19 protein-coding genes are annotated in these 19579 nt (G+C 48.6%); all 19 read left to right on the top strand.

Annotated elements, in window-relative coordinates:
* The first annotated feature begins 1 nt into the window (after position 1).
* The 19 genes from ACZ46D_RS08435 to ACZ46D_RS08345 all read left to right on the top strand — a co-directional run bounded on the left by ACZ46D_RS08435 (position 2) and on the right by ACZ46D_RS08345 (position 19536).
* Entirely contained in the window at positions 2-1180 is a 1179-nt protein-coding gene (locus tag ACZ46D_RS08435) for a LegC family aminotransferase (RefSeq protein ID WP_464927009.1), read from the top strand.
* Positions 1177-1806 (top strand): acetyltransferase, encoded by a 630-nt coding sequence (locus ACZ46D_RS08430; RefSeq protein ID WP_464927008.1) that lies wholly within the window; start codon positions 1177-1179, stop codon positions 1804-1806. The genes ACZ46D_RS08435 and ACZ46D_RS08430 overlap by 4 nt, the downstream gene beginning before the upstream one ends.
* Positions 1803-2810, top strand: coding sequence for an N-acetylneuraminate synthase (neuB, locus tag ACZ46D_RS08425; RefSeq protein WP_464927007.1), 1008 nt, complete (start codon positions 1803-1805; stop codon positions 2808-2810). Before ACZ46D_RS08430 ends, neuB begins: the two co-directional genes overlap by 4 nt.
* On the top strand, positions 2807-3967 hold the full coding sequence (neuC, locus tag ACZ46D_RS08420) for a UDP-N-acetylglucosamine 2-epimerase (protein WP_464927006.1): 1161 nt from the start codon (positions 2807-2809) through the stop codon (positions 3965-3967). The genes neuB and neuC overlap by 4 nt, the downstream gene beginning before the upstream one ends.
* Positions 3968-3986: 19 nt before the next feature.
* Positions 3987-5042 (top strand): nucleotidyltransferase family protein, encoded by a 1056-nt coding sequence (locus ACZ46D_RS08415; protein ID WP_464927005.1) that lies wholly within the window; start codon positions 3987-3989, stop codon positions 5040-5042.
* Positions 5043-5059: 17 nt separating this feature from the next.
* A complete protein-coding gene (locus tag ACZ46D_RS08410) occupies positions 5060-6220 on the top strand; it encodes an N-acetyl sugar amidotransferase (protein ID WP_464927004.1) in 1161 nt (386 codons plus the stop codon).
* Between the two features lie 10 nt (positions 6221-6230).
* Positions 6231-7001, top strand: coding sequence for an imidazole glycerol phosphate synthase subunit HisF (hisF, locus tag ACZ46D_RS08405; protein WP_464927003.1), 771 nt, complete (start codon positions 6231-6233; stop codon positions 6999-7001).
* Positions 6988-7632 (top strand): imidazole glycerol phosphate synthase subunit HisH, encoded by a 645-nt coding sequence (hisH, locus tag ACZ46D_RS08400; RefSeq protein ID WP_464927002.1) that lies wholly within the window; start codon positions 6988-6990, stop codon positions 7630-7632. Before hisF ends, hisH begins: the two co-directional genes overlap by 14 nt.
* Positions 7632-8318, top strand: coding sequence for an acylneuraminate cytidylyltransferase family protein (locus tag ACZ46D_RS08395; RefSeq protein ID WP_464927001.1), 687 nt, complete (start codon positions 7632-7634; stop codon positions 8316-8318). The genes hisH and ACZ46D_RS08395 overlap by 1 nt, the downstream gene beginning before the upstream one ends.
* 50 nt (positions 8319-8368) lie before the next feature.
* Positions 8369-9193 (top strand): methyltransferase domain-containing protein, encoded by an 825-nt coding sequence (locus ACZ46D_RS08390; RefSeq protein WP_464927000.1) that lies wholly within the window; start codon positions 8369-8371, stop codon positions 9191-9193.
* 140 nt (positions 9194-9333) lie between these two features.
* The gene (locus ACZ46D_RS08385; protein WP_464926999.1) at positions 9334-11130 is read left to right on the top strand and encodes an ABC transporter ATP-binding protein; all 1797 of its coding nucleotides are present in this window, start codon (positions 9334-9336) and stop codon (positions 11128-11130) included.
* The gene (gene rfbF, locus ACZ46D_RS08380) at positions 11131-11910 is read left to right on the top strand and encodes a glucose-1-phosphate cytidylyltransferase (protein WP_464926998.1); all 780 of its coding nucleotides are present in this window, start codon (positions 11131-11133) and stop codon (positions 11908-11910) included. It begins immediately after the preceding gene.
* The gene (gene rfbG / locus ACZ46D_RS08375) at positions 11907-12974 is read left to right on the top strand and encodes a CDP-glucose 4,6-dehydratase (RefSeq protein WP_464926997.1); all 1068 of its coding nucleotides are present in this window, start codon (positions 11907-11909) and stop codon (positions 12972-12974) included. The genes rfbF and rfbG overlap by 4 nt, the downstream gene beginning before the upstream one ends.
* Positions 12975-12987: 13 nt before the next feature.
* The gene (gene rfbC, locus ACZ46D_RS08370; RefSeq protein ID WP_464926996.1) at positions 12988-13536 is read left to right on the top strand and encodes a dTDP-4-dehydrorhamnose 3,5-epimerase; all 549 of its coding nucleotides are present in this window, start codon (positions 12988-12990) and stop codon (positions 13534-13536) included.
* Between the two features lie 42 nt (positions 13537-13578).
* On the top strand, positions 13579-14505 hold the full coding sequence (locus ACZ46D_RS08365) for an NAD-dependent epimerase/dehydratase family protein (protein ID WP_464926995.1): 927 nt from the start codon (positions 13579-13581) through the stop codon (positions 14503-14505).
* Positions 14506-14512: 7 nt separating this feature from the next.
* Entirely contained in the window at positions 14513-15259 is a 747-nt protein-coding gene (locus ACZ46D_RS08360) for a cephalosporin hydroxylase family protein (protein ID WP_464926994.1), read from the top strand.
* A gap of 85 nt (positions 15260-15344) precedes the next feature.
* Entirely contained in the window at positions 15345-17480 is a 2136-nt protein-coding gene (locus ACZ46D_RS08355; protein WP_464926993.1) for a carbamoyltransferase family protein, read from the top strand.
* 89 nt (positions 17481-17569) lie between these two features.
* Positions 17570-18334, top strand: a complete 765-nt coding sequence (locus ACZ46D_RS08350; RefSeq protein ID WP_464926992.1) for a TylF/MycF/NovP-related O-methyltransferase — start codon at positions 17570-17572, stop codon at positions 18332-18334.
* A gap of 65 nt (positions 18335-18399) precedes the next feature.
* Complete coding sequence (locus ACZ46D_RS08345; protein WP_464926991.1) at positions 18400-19536, top strand: TIGR00180 family glycosyltransferase; 1137 nt, start codon at positions 18400-18402, stop codon at positions 19534-19536.
* Positions 19537-19579: the final 43 nt, after the last annotated feature.

Genomic DNA, 19579 nt, shown 5'->3' with positions numbered 1-19579 from the left:
CATGAGTATCCCGAACACTCTCGCGGAACAAGTCGTCGGCGCTATACGCGCCGTTGTCGGGCTTGGTCCTGCTGTTTTGCACGAACCAAACTTCACCGGTAACGAGTGGTTATATCTTAAAGAGTGTCTTGATTCGACCTTCGTCTCGTCAGTCGGCAAGTTTGTCGATCGTTTTGAGGCCGATCTGGCGGCTTATACAGGCGCAAAACACGCGATTGCTGTCGTTAATGGTACGGCAGCGCTGCACATTGCCTTAAAACTCGCCGGTGTTAAAGCCGACGATGAAGTCTTGATTCCTGCGCTGACCTTTGTCGCCACGGCTAATGCCGTGACTTATTGTGGAGCCGTACCGCATTTTGTCGATAGTGAGGCCTACACCTTGGGCGTGAATGCTGCAAAATTGCGTGAATGGCTCAGCAGCCACACAGCGCAACACGCCAGCCAGTGCGTCAATCGTGCTACTGGTCGAGTCATTCGTGTCCTTGTGCCCATGCACACTTTCGGTCATCCAGTGGACATGGAAGGTCTTTTGGCAGTGGCGCACGATTTCAATATTGCGATAGTCGAAGATGCAGCCGAGTCCTTGGGCAGTTTTTACCACGGCCAGCATACCGGTACCTTCGGATTAATGGGTACGTTGAGTTTTAACGGCAACAAGACCATCACCACCGGTGGCGGTGGCGCGATTCTGACCAACGATCCAAAACTCGCGCGTCATGCTAAGCACCTGACCACCACTGCCAAATTGCCGCACGCTTGGGAATACCGTCACGACGAAATTGGCTACAACTACCGTTTGCCCAACCTGAATGCTGCCTTGGGTTGCGCCCAGTTGGAGCAACTGCCGGGAATGCTTGAGGCAAAAAGAGAACTGTTTAAGCGTTACCAAGCGGCATTTGGACCAGTGTCGGGTGTTAAATTGGTGGTTGAGCCAAAAGAATGCCAAAGCAATTACTGGCTGCAGACACTGTTGCTGGAGGCTGAGCAAATGGATCAGCGCGATCTTGTATTGAAGGTTACCAATGAAGCTGGTTTCATGACGCGCCCCGCCTGGACACTGATGCACGAGTTAGCACCTTTCACGGGAAATCCTCGTATGGATCTGGCAACCGCTAACTCCCTGTCCCGGCGCTTGATTAATATTCCGAGTAGTTCTTGGCTTGCTTCCCTCTCCGTATGAGCAAGCCAAGTCTGATCCTGATCGGTGCCGGCGGCCACGCCCATTCGTGTATCGATGTCATCGAGCAGCACGGACAATACCAGATTGCCGGTTTGGTCGGCATACCAGAGGAAATGAATACTCAACACCTTGGGTATTTAGTCATCGCCACAGACACTGTTCTGGCGGAACTCGCCAAAACTTATCAATACGCCGTAATCGCAGTAGGTCACATTCGGTCAGCAGATATCCGCGTCCGTCTCTATCAGCAGGCCACTGAACTCGGGTTCCAATTCCCAGTCATCGTCGCGCCCACCGCGCATGTGTCCCGCCACGCGACCATTGGTGCAGGCACCATCGTCATGCACGGTGCCATCGTCAATGCAGGGGCCAAGATCGGAAACAACTGCATCATTAATACGCACGCACTGATTGAACACGACACGACCGTAGAAGACTACTGCCACATTTCCACCGGAGCGATTCTCAACGGTGATGTAACTATTGGCACTGGCAGTTTTGTCGGCAGTGGCAGTATCGTCAAAGAGGGCATTTCAATTGGACAAAGCTGTTTGGTAGGAATGGGCCTATCTGTGCGCCATAACCTGGTGGGGCACGCCCACTTTGTAGATAGCCAGAAATTATGATAAACCGCACCCTTATCATCGCCGAAGCCGGCGTCAATCATAACGGTGACCTCGAATTGGCCAAACAATTGATCGATGCGGCTGCCGAGGCCGGTGCGGATATCGTCAAGTTCCAGACTTTCAACGCCAATCGTCAAGTTACGCGCACCGCCCAAAAAGCGGGTTACCAAATCCAGACCACAGACAGCACAGAAACCCAGCACGAAATGCTTCGCCGCCTGGAACTCACCGTTGACATGCATCGTGAACTCATCTCTCACTGTGCGAAACGCAACGTCGGTTTTTTCTCTACCGGTTTTGATATCGAGAGTGTTAATCTCCTTGTAAGTCTCGGCCAGAACCATTTCAAAATTCCGTCCGGTGAGATCACTAACCTGCCGTACCTGCGTCATATCGGCCAAATCGGCAAGAAAATCATCCTCTCCACCGGTATGGCGACGCTGGGTGAGATCGAGGCGGCCATTGATATACTTGAGCAAGCTGGCACGCCGCGTGCCAACATCACGGTACTGCACTGCACTACTGAATACCCCACGCCCATGAATGAAGTAAACCTGCGTGCCATGCAGAGCATTCATGCAGCCTTTAGCGTAGCAGTAGGGTATTCTGACCATACGCCCGGCATCGCAGTGGCGATTGCCGCAGTGGCCATGGGTGCTGCCGTCATTGAAAAGCACTTCACGCTAGACCGTAACTTACCCGGTCCTGATCATAAGGCTAGTATTGAGCCAAATGAACTAAAGTCTATGGTGGCAGCTATTCGCGAGATAGAAGTCGCCCTGGGCGATGGCATCAAACGTCTTACCCCCAGTGAAGTTAGAAATAAACCGGTTGCCCGTAAATCACTAGTGGCCAGTCGAGCAATTAAAGCGGGCGAAATATTTACTGCCGAGAATATCACCGCCAAGCGGCCCGGTACTGGCATCTCGCCTATGCGTTGGGATGAAGTCATTGGTCGTCCTGCGCAACATGATTTCGCAATAGACGAGTTGATCGAACTATGACCCGCAAGATTTGCGTCATAACCGGTACGCGTGCTGAATATGGCTTACTGCGCTGGGTCATGCAAGGTATCAAAGATGATCCAGAACTGACGCTGCAAATCATCGCGACTGGCATGCATCTGTCGCCTGAGTTCGGTCTTACTTTCCGCGAGATTGAAAAGAACGGGTTCCAGATCGATCGCAAAGTCGAAATGTTGACGAGTTCTGATACTTCCGTGGGCATCGCCAAATCCATGGGCTTGGGGTTGATTGGTTTTGCAGATGCCTTGAACGAATTAGGCCCCGACCTTATCGTCGTACTTGGAGATCGTTTTGAAATTTTCTCAGCGGTGTCCGCTGCACTCGTTGCGCGTATACCTGTCGCCCATTTACATGGGGGAGAGACCACTGTCGGTGCTTTTGACGAGGCGTTTAGGCATTCAATTACCAAAATGTCGCACCTGCATTTTGTGGCAGCCGAGGAATATCGGCAGCGCGTGATCCAATTGGGAGAGCAGCCTGATCGGGTGTTTTTGGTGGGTGGTCTCGGAATTGACAGCATCAAGCGCTTGAAACTTCTTGACCGTCCAGAGCTTGAGGCTTCGCTTGACTTCAAACTGGGCCTCAAAAACCTGCTGATTACTTTTCATCCGGTCACGCTTGAGACTGCGACTGCCTCAGATCAAATGGCGGAACTCTTGGCGGCCTTGGCTGACCTGATGGATACACAGCTTATCTTCACCCTGCCGAATGCGGATACCGATGGCCGAGCTCTAATTAAGATGGTGGAACAATTTGTGGCGCAACACGCGAACGCCCGTGTCTACACATCCCTTGGCCAACTGCGTTACTTCTCGTGCATTGCCCAGGTTGATGGGGTTGTGGGTAATTCTTCCAGCGGTCTGACAGAAGTCCCCAGCTTCAAGAAGGGCACGATCAACATCGGCGATCGCCAATGGGGTCGATTGCAGGCAACCAGCGTGATCAACTGCGAATCGACCCGTGAGAGTATCTCTATTGCCTTGAGGACTCTTTACTCCGTAAACTTTCAAGCGAATTTGAGTCAAGCACGGAACCCCTATGGTGATGGGGGGGCAAGTGAAAAGGTAGTTAAAACCATAAAGCACCATGCGACCGATGGCATCGTCAAGAAAACCTTCCATGATTTACATGAATAGTAATTTAGGGTGCAAATAAGTGAGCTCATCTGAAGAACTTTGGCACCAAGCTATCCTGCCCGCTAATGCCACCATACAGCAGGCGATACGCAACTTGGATCAGGTCGCAATCAAAATTGTCTTGGTGGTCAATGATGCTGGCGTGCTAGAAGGCACAATCTCCGATGGCGATATACGGCGCGGTTTACTCAAAGGGTTGGATCTCAATAGCCCAATCGCAAGCGTCATTCATCGCAATGCACTAGTAGTGCCGTCTGAGATGGGACGGGAGATGGTCAAACAGTTGATGGTCGCGAATAAGGTCCAACAGATCCCCATGGTTGATGAGCACCATCATCTCGTCGGCTTGCATCTCTGGGATGAAATCACCACGCCACCTAAACGGTCCAATTTGATGGTTATCATGGCCGGTGGGATGGGCACACGACTCCGCCCGCATACGGAAAATTGTCCTAAGCCCTTGTTGCCTGTTGCAGGCAAACCGATGCTGGAGCACATCATCGATCGCGCCAAGCTGGAAGGCTTCAGCCATTTTGTGCTCGCCATCCATTACCTGGGGCAAATGATCGAAGAACATTTTGGCAATGGCGAGCGCCTGAACGTTCAGATAGATTACCTGCGAGAGCAGTCACCCCTCGGCACCGCGGGCGCGATAGGCTTGCTTAATCCACGCCCCAGCGCCCCGTTTGTGGTTACCAATGGTGATGTAATTACAGATATTCGCTATGGAGAACTGCTCGATTTTCATATACGACACGACGCGACCGCCACCATGGCCGTGCGCGTACACGAATGGCAACACCCCTTTGGTGTGGTGCAGACCCAAGGCCTGGAAATTATCGGCTTCGAAGAAAAGCCCGTAGCGCGTAGCCATATAAATGCGGGGGTCTATGCGCTTGATCCGGCAGCGCTGAGTTTCTTGAGCGCGGAGGCGCACTGCGACATGCCAACCTTGTTTGAGCGCCTACAGGCGAAAGCGAAGAGAACGGTGGCGTATCCGATGCATGAGCCATGGCTGGATGTGGGCAGGCCGGATGATTTGGGTCGTGCTTTAGGTGCCGTCGAAAATAATTGACGTAAGGAATTATATCCATGAAAAGAGATTTGATTAAGCAATACAACCTGCCACGGGAGGTTAAGTTCTGCAAGAAATGTACCGTTTCCAATCAACGGCCACGAATCATGTTGGATGAGCACGGCGTTTGTTCAGCATGTAATTACGCCGAATTCAAACGCACAAAAATAGATTGGAAAGCGCGTGAAGATGAACTTGTCGCGCTCTGTAACAAACATCGAAAAAGAAATGGTGAATACGATGTTGTCGTTCCCTGTAGTGGGGGCAAGGACGGTAGTTTTGTAGCTCATCAACTGAAATACAAATATGGCATGAATCCGCTTGCAGTGACATGGGCGCCACTAAAAGCTACTGCAATTGGCCGTAATAATCTTGATGCCTTCATTGCTTCAGGGTTTAACCATATTTTAGGTACGCCTAATCCGCAGGTTACAAAAAAACTCACGCAGTTATCCTTCAAGCATCTTGGCGATCCATTTCAGCCATTTATCTATGGGCAAACAAATTTCCCTCTTCACATGGCCATAAAGCATAATATTCAGTTGATTATGTACGGTGAAAATGGTGAGGTTGAATATGGTGGCGATATGAAGAATGCCTTCCGCGCAACACGAGATATTCAGGATCATGACAAGCATTATTTTTCTGGGATGCCACCAGAGTTTTGGGCGGAGCATGGCATTTCGTTAGTTGATCTTTACCCCTTTATGGCACCAAGATTTGAAGAAACAATAAGTAATAATACTGAAATTCACTTTTTGGGTTATTACAAGTTTTGGGATCCTCAGGAGAATTACTATTACTGCCATGAACACACGGGTTTTACCTCGAATACCGAAAGATCGGAGGGCACCTATTCAAAGTATGCGAGTCTAGATGATCAACTTGATGGGTTTCACTACTATCTTTCTTACATTAAGTTTGGTATCGGGCGGACAACATCGGATACTGCTCATGAAATACGCGATGGGAAAATCACGCGTGAAGAGGGTGTAGCGCTAGTAAAACGCTATGACCATGAGTTTCCTAGAAAATACTACAAGGAGTTCTTGGATTTTTGTTCAATCACCGATGAAGAGGTTCATGCAGTGATTGATAGTTGGCGTTCTGATCATATTTGGTGCAAGAAGAATGGTGAGTGGAACTTGCGTCATGCGGTTTGGCACGACAAGAAATGAGTAGGATGTTGTGAGAAATATTCGCCTGATCGCTCGTCTCGACATCAAGGGCCCCAATCTGATCAAGGGTATTCATCTGGAAGGCCTACGTGTCATGGGGAACCCCAATGAACATGCGATACGCTACTACTTGCAGGGCGTGGACGAACTGATTTACATGGATTGCGTGGCCAGTCTTTATGGCCGCAATCACTTGGGCGACATTGTCAAGTCTGCGGCAAAAGACATTTTTGTCCCCATGACGGTGGGTGGTGGTATTCGATCGGTTGACGATGCAACGGAGATTTTGCGTTCCGGGGCCGACAAGGTGGCAGTTAATACCGCAGCAGTTGCCAATCCCCAACTCATCACTGACATTGCCCGGCGCTTTGGCAGCCAATGTATGGTTCTCTCTGTCGAAGCCAAGCAAATCGATTCAGGACGCTGGGAAGTCTATACCGACAATGGTCGTGAACGCACTGGGCTAGATGTCATCGAATGGGTGAAGCGAGGCATAGGCATGGGTGCGGGCGAAGTGTTGCTGACATCGGTGGACCGTGAGGGTACACGGAAAGGCTTTGATACTGCCTTGGTGAAGGCTGTAACCGCAGAGGTGTCAGTCCCTGTGATTGCCAGTGGTGGCATGGGTAACCCCGAAGATTTGATTGAGGTTGTTTGCAACGGTGGTGCAGATGCCGTTGCGATGGCCGATATCCTGCATTACAAGCGTGCGACGATTGGCGATATCAGAGTCGTAGCCCAGGCAGCGGGATTGGGAGTGAGACACTATGGGTGCGCTTGAAGTCATCGTGATTGATTACGGCGTGGGCAATCTGCTCAGCGTGCAGCGTGGTCTTGAACACTGCGGTGCAAAAGTTACTTTAACCGCAGATCCGGAGCAAATTCTTGCCGCCAGGCGAGTGGTGCTGCCTGGAGTAGGGGCCTTCGGCAATGCAATGCAAGCATTAGAGCGGTTAGGTTTGGTTACGGTAATTCGAGAGCTTGCTCATTGTAACATACCGTTGCTTGGCATTTGTTTAGGTATGCAACTCTTGTTAGATGAAAGTGAGGAGTTTGGTCACACTTCGGGTTTGGGGTTAATCCCCGGTCGCGTGATCCATGTGCCGACCCAAACGCTGTTGGGCGAGAAGCAGAAGATTCCATACATCGGTTGGAATGCACTACAGCCATCGGCTTCATCGACTGATTGGAGCGAGACCGTTCTGCAGAACACCAAGCCAGGAGAGGCCGCGTATTTCGTGCACTCTTTTATGGCCGTGCCCACAAAACCTGCACATCGCATTGCAGAGTGCGTCTGCGGCGGACATAAAGTTGCGGCAGTGATCGGCCGTGATCAGATAATGGGTTGCCAATTCCACCCAGAGAAAAGTGGTGAAGTAGGCTTGGAAATCTTGCGTAGGTTCATTTTGTAATGAGAATTCTTGCCTTGGTTACAGCGCGTGGCGGATCCAAAAGATTGCCAGGGAAAAATGTTCGCATACTAGGGAGTAAACCCCTGATTGTCTGGTCCATTGATGTTGCCAAAGATATTCCAGAGATTTGCGAAATTCTTGTTTCCACAGATGACCCGGAAATTGCGGCAGTTTGTTCGGACGCAGGTGCATATGTGCCATGGTCGCGTCCTGCTGAATTGGCAACTGATACCGCAAGCTCGGTTGACGTAGCCATTCATGCGCTGAACTGGTATGAAAAAGAAAAGGGCGTCGTTGACGGGCTTCTCCTGTTACAGCCGACCTCGCCTTTCCGAACTAGAGAGACAGTGCAACGGGGAATAGAACTGTATTGCAGGTGTGGTCAGCAACCAGTTCTGGGCGTTTCGCTGACCCATGCCCACCCGATGTGGACGTTAAAGATGGAGGGCAAGTATCTGATACCGTTTATGCCCGAGCACGGGCTAGAAACTCGATCTCAAGATTTGATTCCGGCTTATATTGTTAATGGCAGTTTTTATTTAATATCCCCAGAACTACTCCGAACACACAGGTCATTTGTGGGAGTAAAAGCACTACCGTTATTGATTGAGTCGCCACAAGAGGCTTTGGATATTGATACCGAATGGGATTGGTCGGTTGCATATTCGATTGTTAATAATAAATGAAAAAATTATAAGTAACAAGCTTAATAACTAACAGGAAAGGATGTTATATAGTGGTATACAATAGACCGATCTCAGTTGAAATATCTGATGACGAATATTTGACCTTATACGGTACAGTAGCGAAGGCGAAACAGCGACTCTACAATATTGGCGCGGGAACATGGTCACATGCTTATTGGACTAATATTGATCTGCCAGCACAAACAGAAGAATTTGCCGCAATACAGGCACCATGTATTCCTCATGATTTAATAGCACAATCAGATTTTCCTATTCCGACGGAAACGGTTGACGCATTCTATTGTTCGCATGTTGTTGAACATCTCCCTGACAATATCGTTTTAAATATGATGAAAGAAGTATTCCGGTGCTTAGATAAGGGTGGTGTTTTTAGAATAACTACGGGGCCATGCGCCGACCTCGATTGGAATGCACTTTTGAGAAATGATGAAAATTGGTGGTTTTGGTTTAAGGACGCCGATTCAAGTAAGGCGGGCAAAAAAAATATGGGGTTAATGTCTATCTACGACCAGTGGTTGTATTCTGTTGCAACGCCAAGATCACCCTGGTCAGAGACTGAATGCAAAAAAAAATATTGCACTGATGAAGTGAAAAAGCTTGTTGAGGCCAATAAGGCGAACCCGCGCACTTTGTTGGATACACTTACCCAGTCTCTTGAATTCGATTATTCATCCCCAGGGAACCATATAAGTTGGTGGAATTCAAGTAAGCTACATGAGCTTTTAAGTTTGGCTGGATTTAGAAATATATATCGTTCAGGGTATGGTCAAAGTGCTTCTGTTTTGATGCGTGATCTGCGTTATTTTGATCAAACATATCCGCAAATATCTGTTTATGTTGAAGCTGTGAAGTGAGACTTAATTTTCTGCTGGCAGTAGCGCACCAACCGTTCAATACCTTGGGCGCCGACGTTATTCGCACACTGGGCAAAACCCCGCTGCGTTCTACAGCCTTAAACATCCTACTCGCAGAGCAAAGCGATCTCCGGCTATAAATGGTTAAAACCCTTAAAAAACTTTTCGACCTCCTCACGCCCCATGAACGCCGCCGGGCGGCGCTGTTGCTCGGTATGATTCTGATCACGGCGTTCTTGGATGTGGTCGGGGTGGCGTCTATCATGCCGTTTATGGCGGTGGCAGCAAACCCGCAGATGATCGAGACCAACGCTATCCTTGCTGGCGCCTACGATACCCTCGGCTTTATGGACCCCCAAGGCTTTCTATTCTTCCTCGGCGTTATGGTTTTTGGGGCCTTGGTGGTCTCCATCTCTTTTAAGGCGCTCGCTACCTACGTTCAGTTGCGGTTTGTCCTAATGCATGAATACAGCATTAGTCGGCGTTTAGTGGAAGCCTACCTGCATCAACCTTATGCCTGGTTCCTCAACCAACATAGTGCCGATCTCGGAAAGAGTGTTTTGTCGGAAGTAACTCAAGTAGTTTACAGCGCGGTGATGCCGATGATACAATTCATCGCTCAAGGTGCAGTAGTCTTAGCGATAATCGTTTTACTGTTGGTAATTGATCCTTGGCTGTCGCTGGTTGCAGGGGGGGTGGTGGGGCTTGTCTATGGACTCATCTACAAACTCATGCGTGATTATCTTACGCGCATCGGCACTGAACGTCTTTTTGCCAATGAGATGCGTTTCGCGACAGTAAGCGAGGCCTTCGGCGGCATTAAGGAAGTCAAGGTGGGGGGGCTTGAAGAGTCGTACATCCAGCGTTTTTCCCGTCCGGCGCAGCTTTATGCCAGTCATCAGGCATCTTCGCAAGCCATCTCCCTGCTACCGCGGTTTGCGTTGGAGATTTTGGCGTTTGGTGGCATGTTGCTTCTGATGCTTCATCTTTTGACCAGTACCGAGGGTCTTGCGAAGGCACTACCCATTATCGCCATGTACGCTTTCGCCGGTTACCGGCTGATGCCCGCCGTGCAGCAGATGTATAGCTGCATCACCCAATTGCGCTTTACCGGCCCGGCCCTCGACGCGCTTCATAGCGACCTGGCGACTCTCGCACCGCAAAGAACATCGAGTGTGGTGGGCAGCATGCCGATCATCTTGAGCCAGGCCATCACCCTGAAAGACATCACTTACACCTACCCCAAGGCTACGCAACCCACCTTGGTGGATCTCAACCTAACCATCCCGGCACATAGCACCATCGGACTGGTAGGCGCCACGGGCAGCGGCAAGACCACCACAGTGGATCTAATCCTGGGGCTGCTTGAGCCCGAGCGCGGCATTTTGGCAGTGGACGGCACGCCCATCGTTTCCGGCAATCGTCGCCAATGGCAGCGGGCCATCGGCTATGTGCCCCAGCATATCTATCTTGCCGATGACACTGTAGCCGCCAATATCGCCTTTGGTGTGGCGCCAGAGCAGATCGATCAGAAGGCTGTGGAGCGCTCCGCCCGCATTGCCAACCTGCACGACTTTGTTGCCAAGCAACTACCCCAAGGCTACGCCACTACGGTGGGCGAACGCGGCGTGCGGCTCTCCGGTGGTCAACGCCAGCGCATCGGGATTGCCCGCGCCCTTTACCACAACCCGCAGGTGTTGATTCTGGACGAAGCCACCAGTGCACTGGACAATCTCACAGAACAAGCTGTGATGGAGGCGGTGCATAACCTGGGGCACGAGATCACAACCATCCTCATTGCCCACCGTCTTACTACTGTGAGGGAATGCGACGGTATATACCTGCTCGAAAAGGGCCGTGTAATAGGCCAAGGCAATTATGACGAACTCAAAGCCAGTAATAAGCGATTCCAAAATATGACAAAGGTAGCTGTATAAATGAAAGCAATTATTCTCGCCGGAGGTCTCGGCACTCGCATCTCCGAGGAAACTCACCTCAAGCCTAAACCTATGATCGAGATCGGCGGTAAGCCGATTTTGTGGCACATCATGAAGCTTTATTCTGAGCACGGTGTGAATGACTTTGTCATCTGCTGCGGCTACAAGGGCTATGTAATCAAGGAGTATTTCGCCAATTATTTCTTGCACACCTCGGATGTCACCTTCGACATGGCCCACAACACCATGGACGTCCATGAGCGTCATGGGGAGCCTTGGCGGGTGACGCTGGTGGATACGGGCGAGGACACTCTTACAGGCGGCCGCTTGAAGCGTGTGGCGGGCTATGTGAAGGATGAGGCTGCGTTTTGCTTTACTTACGGAGATGGCCTCTCCGATGTCGATATCGGTGCTACCCTCCGTTTTCACCAACAGCACGGCAAACAGGCCACGATCACGGCCGTACAACCGCCGGGGCGTTATGGTGCCCTGCAATTGGCGACGCAGCAGGTGACGGGTTTTATAGAAAAACCCCGTGGCGATGGGGGGGTGATCAATGGCGGTTTTTTTGTGTTGTCTCCTCAGGTGCTGGATTTGATCGCTGGTGACCAAACCAGTTGGGAAGGCGAGCCGCTGATCCAACTGGCGCAACTGGGCGAGATGATGGCCTATGAGCACCATGGCTTTTGGCAACCTATGGATACCCTGCGGGACAAGACCCAACTGGAAGAGCTTTGGGCGTCGGGCCGCGCCCCCTGGAAAATTTGGACATCACCATGAGCCGACCCGATCGTGAGTTTTGGCGCGATAAGCGCGTTTTGTTAACTGGGCATACCGGCTTCAAGGGTGCATGGCTGGTGATCTGGCTTCACCAATTGGGCGCCAAGGTTACCGGCATCAGCCTACCGCCAGCAACGCACTCGAATCTTTTCGCTCTGGCTAAAGTCGAGGATCTATGCCAAAGTCATTTTTGTGATATCCGTGATGCCACAGCGATGGCGAACCATATCCGTGACGCGGAACCGGAAATCGTTCTGCACTTCGCCGCGCAACCCTTGGTCCGGGCCAGTTATCGGGATCCGATCGAAACCTTTTCTACTAATATCATGGGCACGGCCCACGTGCTGGATTCCTTGCGTGGTCTGGATAGTGTCAAAGTCGCCGTGATGATTACCACCGACAAGGTCTATCGCAACCACGAATGGTCTTGGCCCTACCGGGAAGACGATGCCCTGGGAGGCCATGACCCCTACAGCGCCAGCAAGGCGGCCTGTGAATTGGTGATTGCCAGTTACCGGGATGCCTTTTTGCGTCACCAAGGAGTGGCTGTTGCCAGTGCCCGTGCCGGCAATGTCATCGGTGGCGGCGATTGGTCGGAGGACCGGTTGATTCCAGATGCGATCCGCGCCTGGCAATCGGATCAGCTACTTGAGATTCGTCGCCCTCAGGCTATTCGACCCTGGCAGCATGTACTGGAGCCCCTGGCTGGTTATTTGAGTCTGGCGCAAACCCTGTGGGCGCAGCCCCAGCTGGCTGGAGGCTATAACTTTGGCCCGGAAACCAGCGATGCCACCTCGGTGCAAGCCGTCATTGAGTTGGCGCACAAAGCCTACGGCGGCGGCAAGGTGAAGTATGGAGACGGGTCAGAAGGAGCGCACGAAGCAGGCTTCTTGGCCCTGGAAATAGCCAAGGCGCGTACCGCTCTCGATTTCAAGCCGCGCTGGGGCCTGTCCAAGGCCATCAGTCGTACGATGGGCTGGTATCGTGATCAGAACGATGGCGCCGATGCCCGCACCCTGTGTGTAACCGATATCGCCGCTTACGCGGAATCTATGGACAGCTAACTTACAGGAAACTATGAAATTTACGGAAATCCCACTGCCAGGTAGCTATTTAATTGATTTGGAACCGCGCGCCGACGATCGAGGTTTCTTTTCTCGCTATTTTTGCGAGCGGGAGTTCTTGGCACAGGGACTCAATACTAGCTGGGTGCAAATCAATAACTCGTTGAGCAATGAAGCGGGGACTCTGCGAGGCCTGCATTTTCAAAGGCCGCCGAAAGCTGAGGTCAAAATGGTGCGTTGCCTACAAGGTGCCATTTGGGATGTGATAGTTGATCTAAGGGCGGAATCCATGACTTTCGGAAAATGGTTTGGTGCTGAACTGACTGCGCAAAACAGAACGATGATGTATGTTCCTAAAGGTTTTGCACATGGATTTGTTTCCTTGCAGCCCCACTCCGAAATTCTCTATTTGGTTTCAGAATTTTACTCACCTGAATTTGAGGGGACACTCCTGTGGAACACCCCAGAGGTCGGTATTCAATGGCCGACTAAACCTCTACACATTTCCGAGAAGGATACGCAAGGAAAAGGGCTCTCGGAGATTGAGCCAGTAATCTCGTGATTTTAGTGGGTTGGCCTCCATTTTTAGAAATGAGTGAAAGAAATGAGTAAACCTTCAAAGCTATTGATTACAGGCGCATCCGGATTTATTGGGAGTCGGTTGGTCATTCGTGCGCAGCAAGCTGGGTACACGGTGATCGGGGCCAGCAGACATTCAACGGAGAATCTCCAAAAAGAGCTTGGTGCAGAGATTATCAGCCTTGATGTTCTAAATTCGGCCTGTGAGATACCTGCGGTAGATACAATCGTCCATTGCGCCACAGCCAACGATATTCTATCCCGCGATTTTGAGGCCGGCGTTATGCTCTCTGTATTTGGAACCCGGAATTTATTGGAAAAAGCGATGGTGTCAGGCGTAAAGCGTTTTGTTTTCTTCTCCACGTTACAAGTATATGGAACGGAGCTCAATGGCGATATTGACGAATCCACGCCTGTTAATTGCGAAACGTCTTACGCACTCAATCACTTCTTCGGTGAAGAACTGTGTCGTATGTATGCTAAGCGTTTCGGTATTGATGTTATTGTGTTGCGGCCCTCGAATGTTTATGGTGTGCCAGATATTTCAACCGTCAATCGCACAACGCTGGTTCCAATGTGTTTTGTCCAAGAGGCGGTTAGTCAGGGGGCAATCACGCTGTTGTCCTCAGGGATGCAAACAAGAAATTTTGTCTCCACCGATGAAGTGGCAGATGTTGTTCTGGCCGCACTGCGCGATTTCTCCAACGGTTTTACTATTCTGAATGCCTCTTCTGGTTGGAATAGTTCGATACTCGCTATTGCTCGAATGACAGCAGCTGCATATCATGATGTATTTAATAGAAATTCGAAAATAAATATTAAAAGCTCATCACCAGAATCATCGAACAATTTTAGCGTTAGATCAGGGCTATCCTATATACGACTATCCGAATATGAATCTGCTGCCAAAATGCAACAAACAATTTTATCCCTTCTTCAGATAGGAAAATAAGACAAACATGAAAGAACAAGACCCAGTATCCGAATTCTTTTCCGAGCGTAAGGAAGATATATTAGCAATGGGCGCCGACAATGAACTTCGGCGTAAATCCCTTGAGTGGATGCTTCACGCAGACAAATACAAATATACGTACAATTTCACATGGATGGGACGGCCTATCATTAAGTTCCCTTCAGATATAGTGATTCAGCAAGAGATCATGTGGGAACTCAAGCCGGATCTGGTGATCGAGACCGGAATTGCTCATGGTGGCTCGATAGTCTTTACCGCCTCAATGATGGAAATGATGGGTATTGATGGTGAGGTAGTAGGCATCGATATCGATATTCGAAGGCATAATCGAACGTTAATTGAAGAACATCCAATGTATAAGCGCATAACGATGTACGAGGGTAGCTCTACGGATCCTCAAATTATTGAAAAAGTAAGACGCCATGCTGAAGGGAAAAAAACTGTGCTGGTAATTTTGGATTCGCTGCACAGTCATCAGCATGTGTATGATGAACTCAAGGCGTATGCGCCTTTGGTAACCGTTGGATCCTACTGTGTTCTCCCTGATACGTTTATTGAATTTTTCCCCAGAGGCTATTTTTCAGCGAATCGGCCGTGGGATGTTGGCGACAATCCATACACTGCAATGAAACAATTCCTAGAAGAGCAATCGGATTATGAAGTTGACAAAAGGCTTTCAGACAAAGCGATGATTTCGGAGACAATTGATGGCTATTTAAAGCGCGTTAAGTGAATCGAGTTATAACTGAAATTTTGTGAGCGCTTCTTGGAAACCTGTATAAGTTGTACTTCAATTTTGAATCAGCGGAGTAAGATTGATGAGCTACAAAATAAAAAGCGAAGCACCTGAACTCTTTGATGTAGTAATCCCAGAAATTTCCAAAAAATATTCTCAAATTTTCTTTGGGTCACAAGCAAAGACGGCAGTTCTTGGCCTAGGTGTATTGACGCATGATTCTTCCGCAGCTTTAGTCTCTGCGGCTACGGGCGACGTATTATATGCTAGTGCAGAGGAGAGGTTGTCGAATGTAAAGCATGATAGCCGTTTTCCGTGGGCGTCCATTGAAAAATGTTGCGAAATAGCACAGGAACTTGACTTGAAAATCGAGTCTGTAGCTGTAAATTTTAAACCTGAGCTCTTTCTTCCCGGTATTCTTGAGGACGAGTTGAGTTCCGTCAATATAGACAAAAGACTTTCAGATGAATTTTTTACGCAACTAAAGTTGTATGCGACGAAAAAACAACCTCTTGATCTTGCTATTGATTCAACCATTAAAACTGCAATCGTAAATCTAGTCAAAACAGTTTCAGATTCAACTGCCATTGACCCTAAACAGTTGCTTGTTAAAACAAGTTGGTATTTTAATGTAGCTGTAAAATATTACTGTCTTGTTGACATTATTAATCGGTGTTTTCCTGGCGTTAAGGTGAACTACTATCCGCACCACGATTGTCATGCGGCGACCGCATGGTTTGGTTCTGGGCTTCTTGAGACATCGATACTGGTGATCGATGGTCATGGTGAAGTCGATACTACAACGATGCATGAGGCAAGTGCTTTGGGTTTGATGAGAAAGGCGCAAACCAGATGGCCTGCGAGTATGGGGTCGGTATATCTAGCCTTCACCCGCTACCTGGGTTTTGACCATGGCGACGAATACAAGGTAATGGGGATGTCAGCCTATGGTCGCCCAGTGTTTCTCCCTCAACTCAAAGACGCTGTATATATATCGGAGAGTGGGACAGTTGAGTACTGTGACACCGAGTATTTTAGTGTTGCGAATGTGCAAAATTCTGGGCATGTCAGATTTAAAATCAAAGAAACGTTCTCTAGTCTATGTGCATTGCGTAACCCAGATCAGGAGATAAGACAAGAACACTTCAACTTAGCTGCATCCGTTCAAGCTTTAATTGAACATTTGGGTGTTGTTTTAGCGCGTAGGACAGTGAGCTTTACATCTGTTAATTCGCTCGCTATTGCCGGTGGGGTGGCCCTTAACGGTTTAATGAATGAAGCGATTCGCCAATCAGGCGATGTATCCGATATCTTTATTTATCCGGCTGCTTCCGATGATGGAACGAGTGCGGGAGCGGCGATGCTTTATTTGATTGACAAAGGGGTGCGGCCTTCGAAAAGGCTAGATTCATGTTATTTTGGCTATGCCCCCAGGCAAAATGAAATAACAGAGACGCTTTTGTCAATGGGAATAAAGTATAGCAAGCCAGATTCGATTAATGATGAGATTGCCAGGGCAGTCTTCCAAGGGAAAATTGTTGCTCGCTATAACGGCGCTTCTGAGTATGGGCCGCGGGCTCTTGGCAATCGATCCATTTTGGCAAATCCCACAATGGTGGACATGAAGGATATTCTTAACGTTCGCATCAAGCATCGTGAACAATTTAGGCCTTTTGCGCCAGCATGTTTGAGGGAACATGTTTCGACCTTCTTCGATTTTGATGGCGATGCACCGTTCATGATAATGATTGTGCGGGCTAAAGATGATGCTGTTAAGACAATTCCGGCAGTGATACATAGTGACGGCACAGCACGTGTACAAACGGTCACGGAACGTCAAAATCCTGATTTTCATAGAACATTACAGTCATTTTATAAGCTTAGTGGGGTGCCGGTGCTTATCAATACTAGCTTCAATGTTAATGGGGAGGCCATAGTAGATACCCCGCTGGATGCTATCGAATCGTTTGCTTTTATGGACATTGACTACCTCGCAATTGGGGATTTCTGGGTTGCCAAGGCGAACAACAAAAATATTCTGGGCGAAATTACACACAATGATTATTTGGAACTCCGCAGGGATCGCTATATACAGTCTCAAGGAGAGGGGCTTGCCAGTCTCAATGTCAGAAAATACGAATCCTGGTTTTACCCAAGCACCGAGGAAATTTCAATGGCCCTTCGCAAGGGCTCAGACGAATGTAATCCAGGAAGGTGAACTTTGTGAAAAAATCAGTCGAGGAAGCTTTCTCAAAAGTTTTCTTTTTAAACAACGTATCACTTTTCGTCGCGTAGGAGCCGAGAATAATGATCTTTGTTAAGCGATTGTTACGAATTTTTCTTCCGAACTTTCTTTATGAAAAGCTGAAGGAGTATTTATTATCTAGTTTTTTTTCGGCCTACCATTACCATCAAGACGGCCTCGCAACGCAACATAATTGTGATTTCATGAAAGACCCAAGATTCATGAGAGCCTATTCCGCCGGCGAAAAAACAGGATCGTGGGGGGCGCCAATTCATTGGCGAGCATTCGTGGTGTGTTGGGCTGCTCAGTCTGGTCTCAAAAGGGACGGTGACTTTGTAGAGTGTGGAGTAAACAGAGGTGGTTTTGCGGCAACCGTTCTCGAGTATACAGAGCTGTTTAAAACACAGAAGAAATTTTATTTGTTAGACACCTTTTGCGGTTTGGTAGACACGCAGATTAGTGAGGAAGAACGTGTGTTGGGTGTAAAAGGAGGGGGGTATGAGGACTGCTACGATTCAGTTGTTAAGACATTTTCAGCCTACACTGAAAATGTTGTAATTATCAAAGGAATGGTTCCCGAGACCCTTACGTTAGTTCCATCAGAGAGAATCGCGTTCTTGTCAATCGACATGAATTGCGCAAAACCCGAGATAGAAGCGGTTGAGTATTTTTGGGATAAGCTTTCTAGCGGTGCAATTATAGTGCTTGATGATTATGGCTGGCCAGGGCGTATCGTTCAAAAGACTGCTTTTGATAAGTTCTGTTATGAACGGGATGTGCAGGTGTTGGCGCTTCCAACAGGTCAGGGATTAATAATCAAGCCTTAGGTAGATTTGGATTCTATAGCAGTATAACTGCGACACCCGCTACCATAAATGGAATTTTCAACACAATGAACCAACCAACGGAACTTCTTAAAGAACTCACGCTTGTGATACCAAGTTATAATCGTCAATCGTATCTTCTTCGCAGTCTGAAGTACTGGGACGGTAGAGGCCCTCAAGTTTATGCACTGGACGGTAGTGGACAGGCTATTTCGGAAAATGCAATCAAAGATTTTGGTGAAAACATACACTATCTACATTTGCCGCTATCTTATAGGGAGCGCTTAAACAAAGCTCGTAACATAATACGTACTAGGTACGTCGCGCTTCTTGCTGATGACGATTTCTATTTGCCAAGCGGCCTTGTGGCGGCAATTGCTTCTCTGGAGTCGGATTCTTCTCTAGTTGCTTGTGTCGGGAGACCGTTGGGATTTAACTATAACAAAAAGAACGCTGTGGTGGGCATTAATGGTGTCTATCAAGACATGTATAACGATTATATCATCGATTCAGAAAAACCAGCGATGCGTATATTTGATCATATGAACCGATATATGCCATCAACAATGTACGCTATTCTAAGAACAGAGGATTGGAGGAAATCACTTGAAGCGCATGTCAGGCATGAATTTCCAATTTTTTCCATCATTGAATTGCAGATGGAGCTGACAATCAGCTACCTAGGAAAGACGAAAGTCATTCCATTTTTAAGTTGGTTGAAATCTACAGAACTGGAACAAGCAGCTGGACCTGATATCTCTCTGCTAAGAACAAACGAATTCCATGATTGGTGGCCATCGCCGGAATATAAGCAAGTATTTCGGGATAAATTCCTTGAAGTTACGGCTGAAGTTTTTTCTGAATTTGATGGCAGGGATAGATGTGTTATTTCAAAGGAAATTGAAGTGGCGATGGATGCCTATGTCGCGTGGTGTGAAAGATATTTTAAAAAGGCGGTTTCTTTCTACAGATTAAGAGAAGCGTTAAAAGTATGCTTGCCTAAAATTATCGTATCCGTAATTACACACGCAACAAGGAAGATGAGACGGCTTCAGAATTCTCCGGAATCACAGCGTACGCTCATTGAGTGTGCGAAGGCCGTGGAGAAATCGGGCACTTCTGTAAATTTTCATGAACTCAATGAAATTGTTGCACTGGTTGCTGACTTTCACGCCAATAGCCTGAAGAAACAATGCCAGCCATGATATATCAGGGGGAAAGGGAATTGCCCGTACACACTCGGATTTA

Source organism: Thiovibrio sp. Mzg5, assembly GCF_055379285.1.
The sequence above is the reverse complement of the archived record's forward strand: the minus strand, read 5'-3'. Positions and strand labels throughout refer to the sequence as shown.

What these genes read in the sequence shown, in the direction of transcription:
- ACZ46D_RS08435 (WP_464927009.1), top strand. Translation starts at nt 2, where the DNA reads ATGAGTATCCCGAACACTCTCGCGGAACAAGTCGTCGGCGCTATACGC.
- ACZ46D_RS08430 (WP_464927008.1), top strand. Translation starts at nt 1,177, where the DNA reads ATGAGCAAGCCAAGTCTGATCCTGATCGGTGCCGGCGGCCACGCCCAT.
- neuB (WP_464927007.1), top strand. Translation starts at nt 1,803, where the DNA reads ATGATAAACCGCACCCTTATCATCGCCGAAGCCGGCGTCAATCATAAC.
- neuC (WP_464927006.1), top strand. Translation starts at nt 2,807, where the DNA reads ATGACCCGCAAGATTTGCGTCATAACCGGTACGCGTGCTGAATATGGC.
- ACZ46D_RS08410 (WP_464927004.1), top strand. Translation starts at nt 5,060, where the DNA reads ATGAAAAGAGATTTGATTAAGCAATACAACCTGCCACGGGAGGTTAAG.
- hisH (WP_464927002.1), top strand. Translation starts at nt 6,988, where the DNA reads ATGGGTGCGCTTGAAGTCATCGTGATTGATTACGGCGTGGGCAATCTG.
- ACZ46D_RS08395 (WP_464927001.1), top strand. Translation starts at nt 7,632, where the DNA reads ATGAGAATTCTTGCCTTGGTTACAGCGCGTGGCGGATCCAAAAGATTG.
- ACZ46D_RS08385 (WP_464926999.1), top strand. Translation starts at nt 9,334, where the DNA reads ATGGTTAAAACCCTTAAAAAACTTTTCGACCTCCTCACGCCCCATGAA.
- rfbF (WP_464926998.1), top strand. Translation starts at nt 11,131, where the DNA reads ATGAAAGCAATTATTCTCGCCGGAGGTCTCGGCACTCGCATCTCCGAG.
- rfbG (WP_464926997.1), top strand. Translation starts at nt 11,907, where the DNA reads ATGAGCCGACCCGATCGTGAGTTTTGGCGCGATAAGCGCGTTTTGTTA.
- rfbC (WP_464926996.1), top strand. Translation starts at nt 12,988, where the DNA reads ATGAAATTTACGGAAATCCCACTGCCAGGTAGCTATTTAATTGATTTG.
- ACZ46D_RS08365 (WP_464926995.1), top strand. Translation starts at nt 13,579, where the DNA reads ATGAGTAAACCTTCAAAGCTATTGATTACAGGCGCATCCGGATTTATT.
- ACZ46D_RS08360 (WP_464926994.1), top strand. Translation starts at nt 14,513, where the DNA reads ATGAAAGAACAAGACCCAGTATCCGAATTCTTTTCCGAGCGTAAGGAA.
- ACZ46D_RS08355 (WP_464926993.1), top strand. Translation starts at nt 15,345, where the DNA reads ATGAGCTACAAAATAAAAAGCGAAGCACCTGAACTCTTTGATGTAGTA.
- ACZ46D_RS08350 (WP_464926992.1), top strand. Translation starts at nt 17,570, where the DNA reads ATGATCTTTGTTAAGCGATTGTTACGAATTTTTCTTCCGAACTTTCTT.
- ACZ46D_RS08345 (WP_464926991.1), top strand. Translation starts at nt 18,400, where the DNA reads ATGAACCAACCAACGGAACTTCTTAAAGAACTCACGCTTGTGATACCA.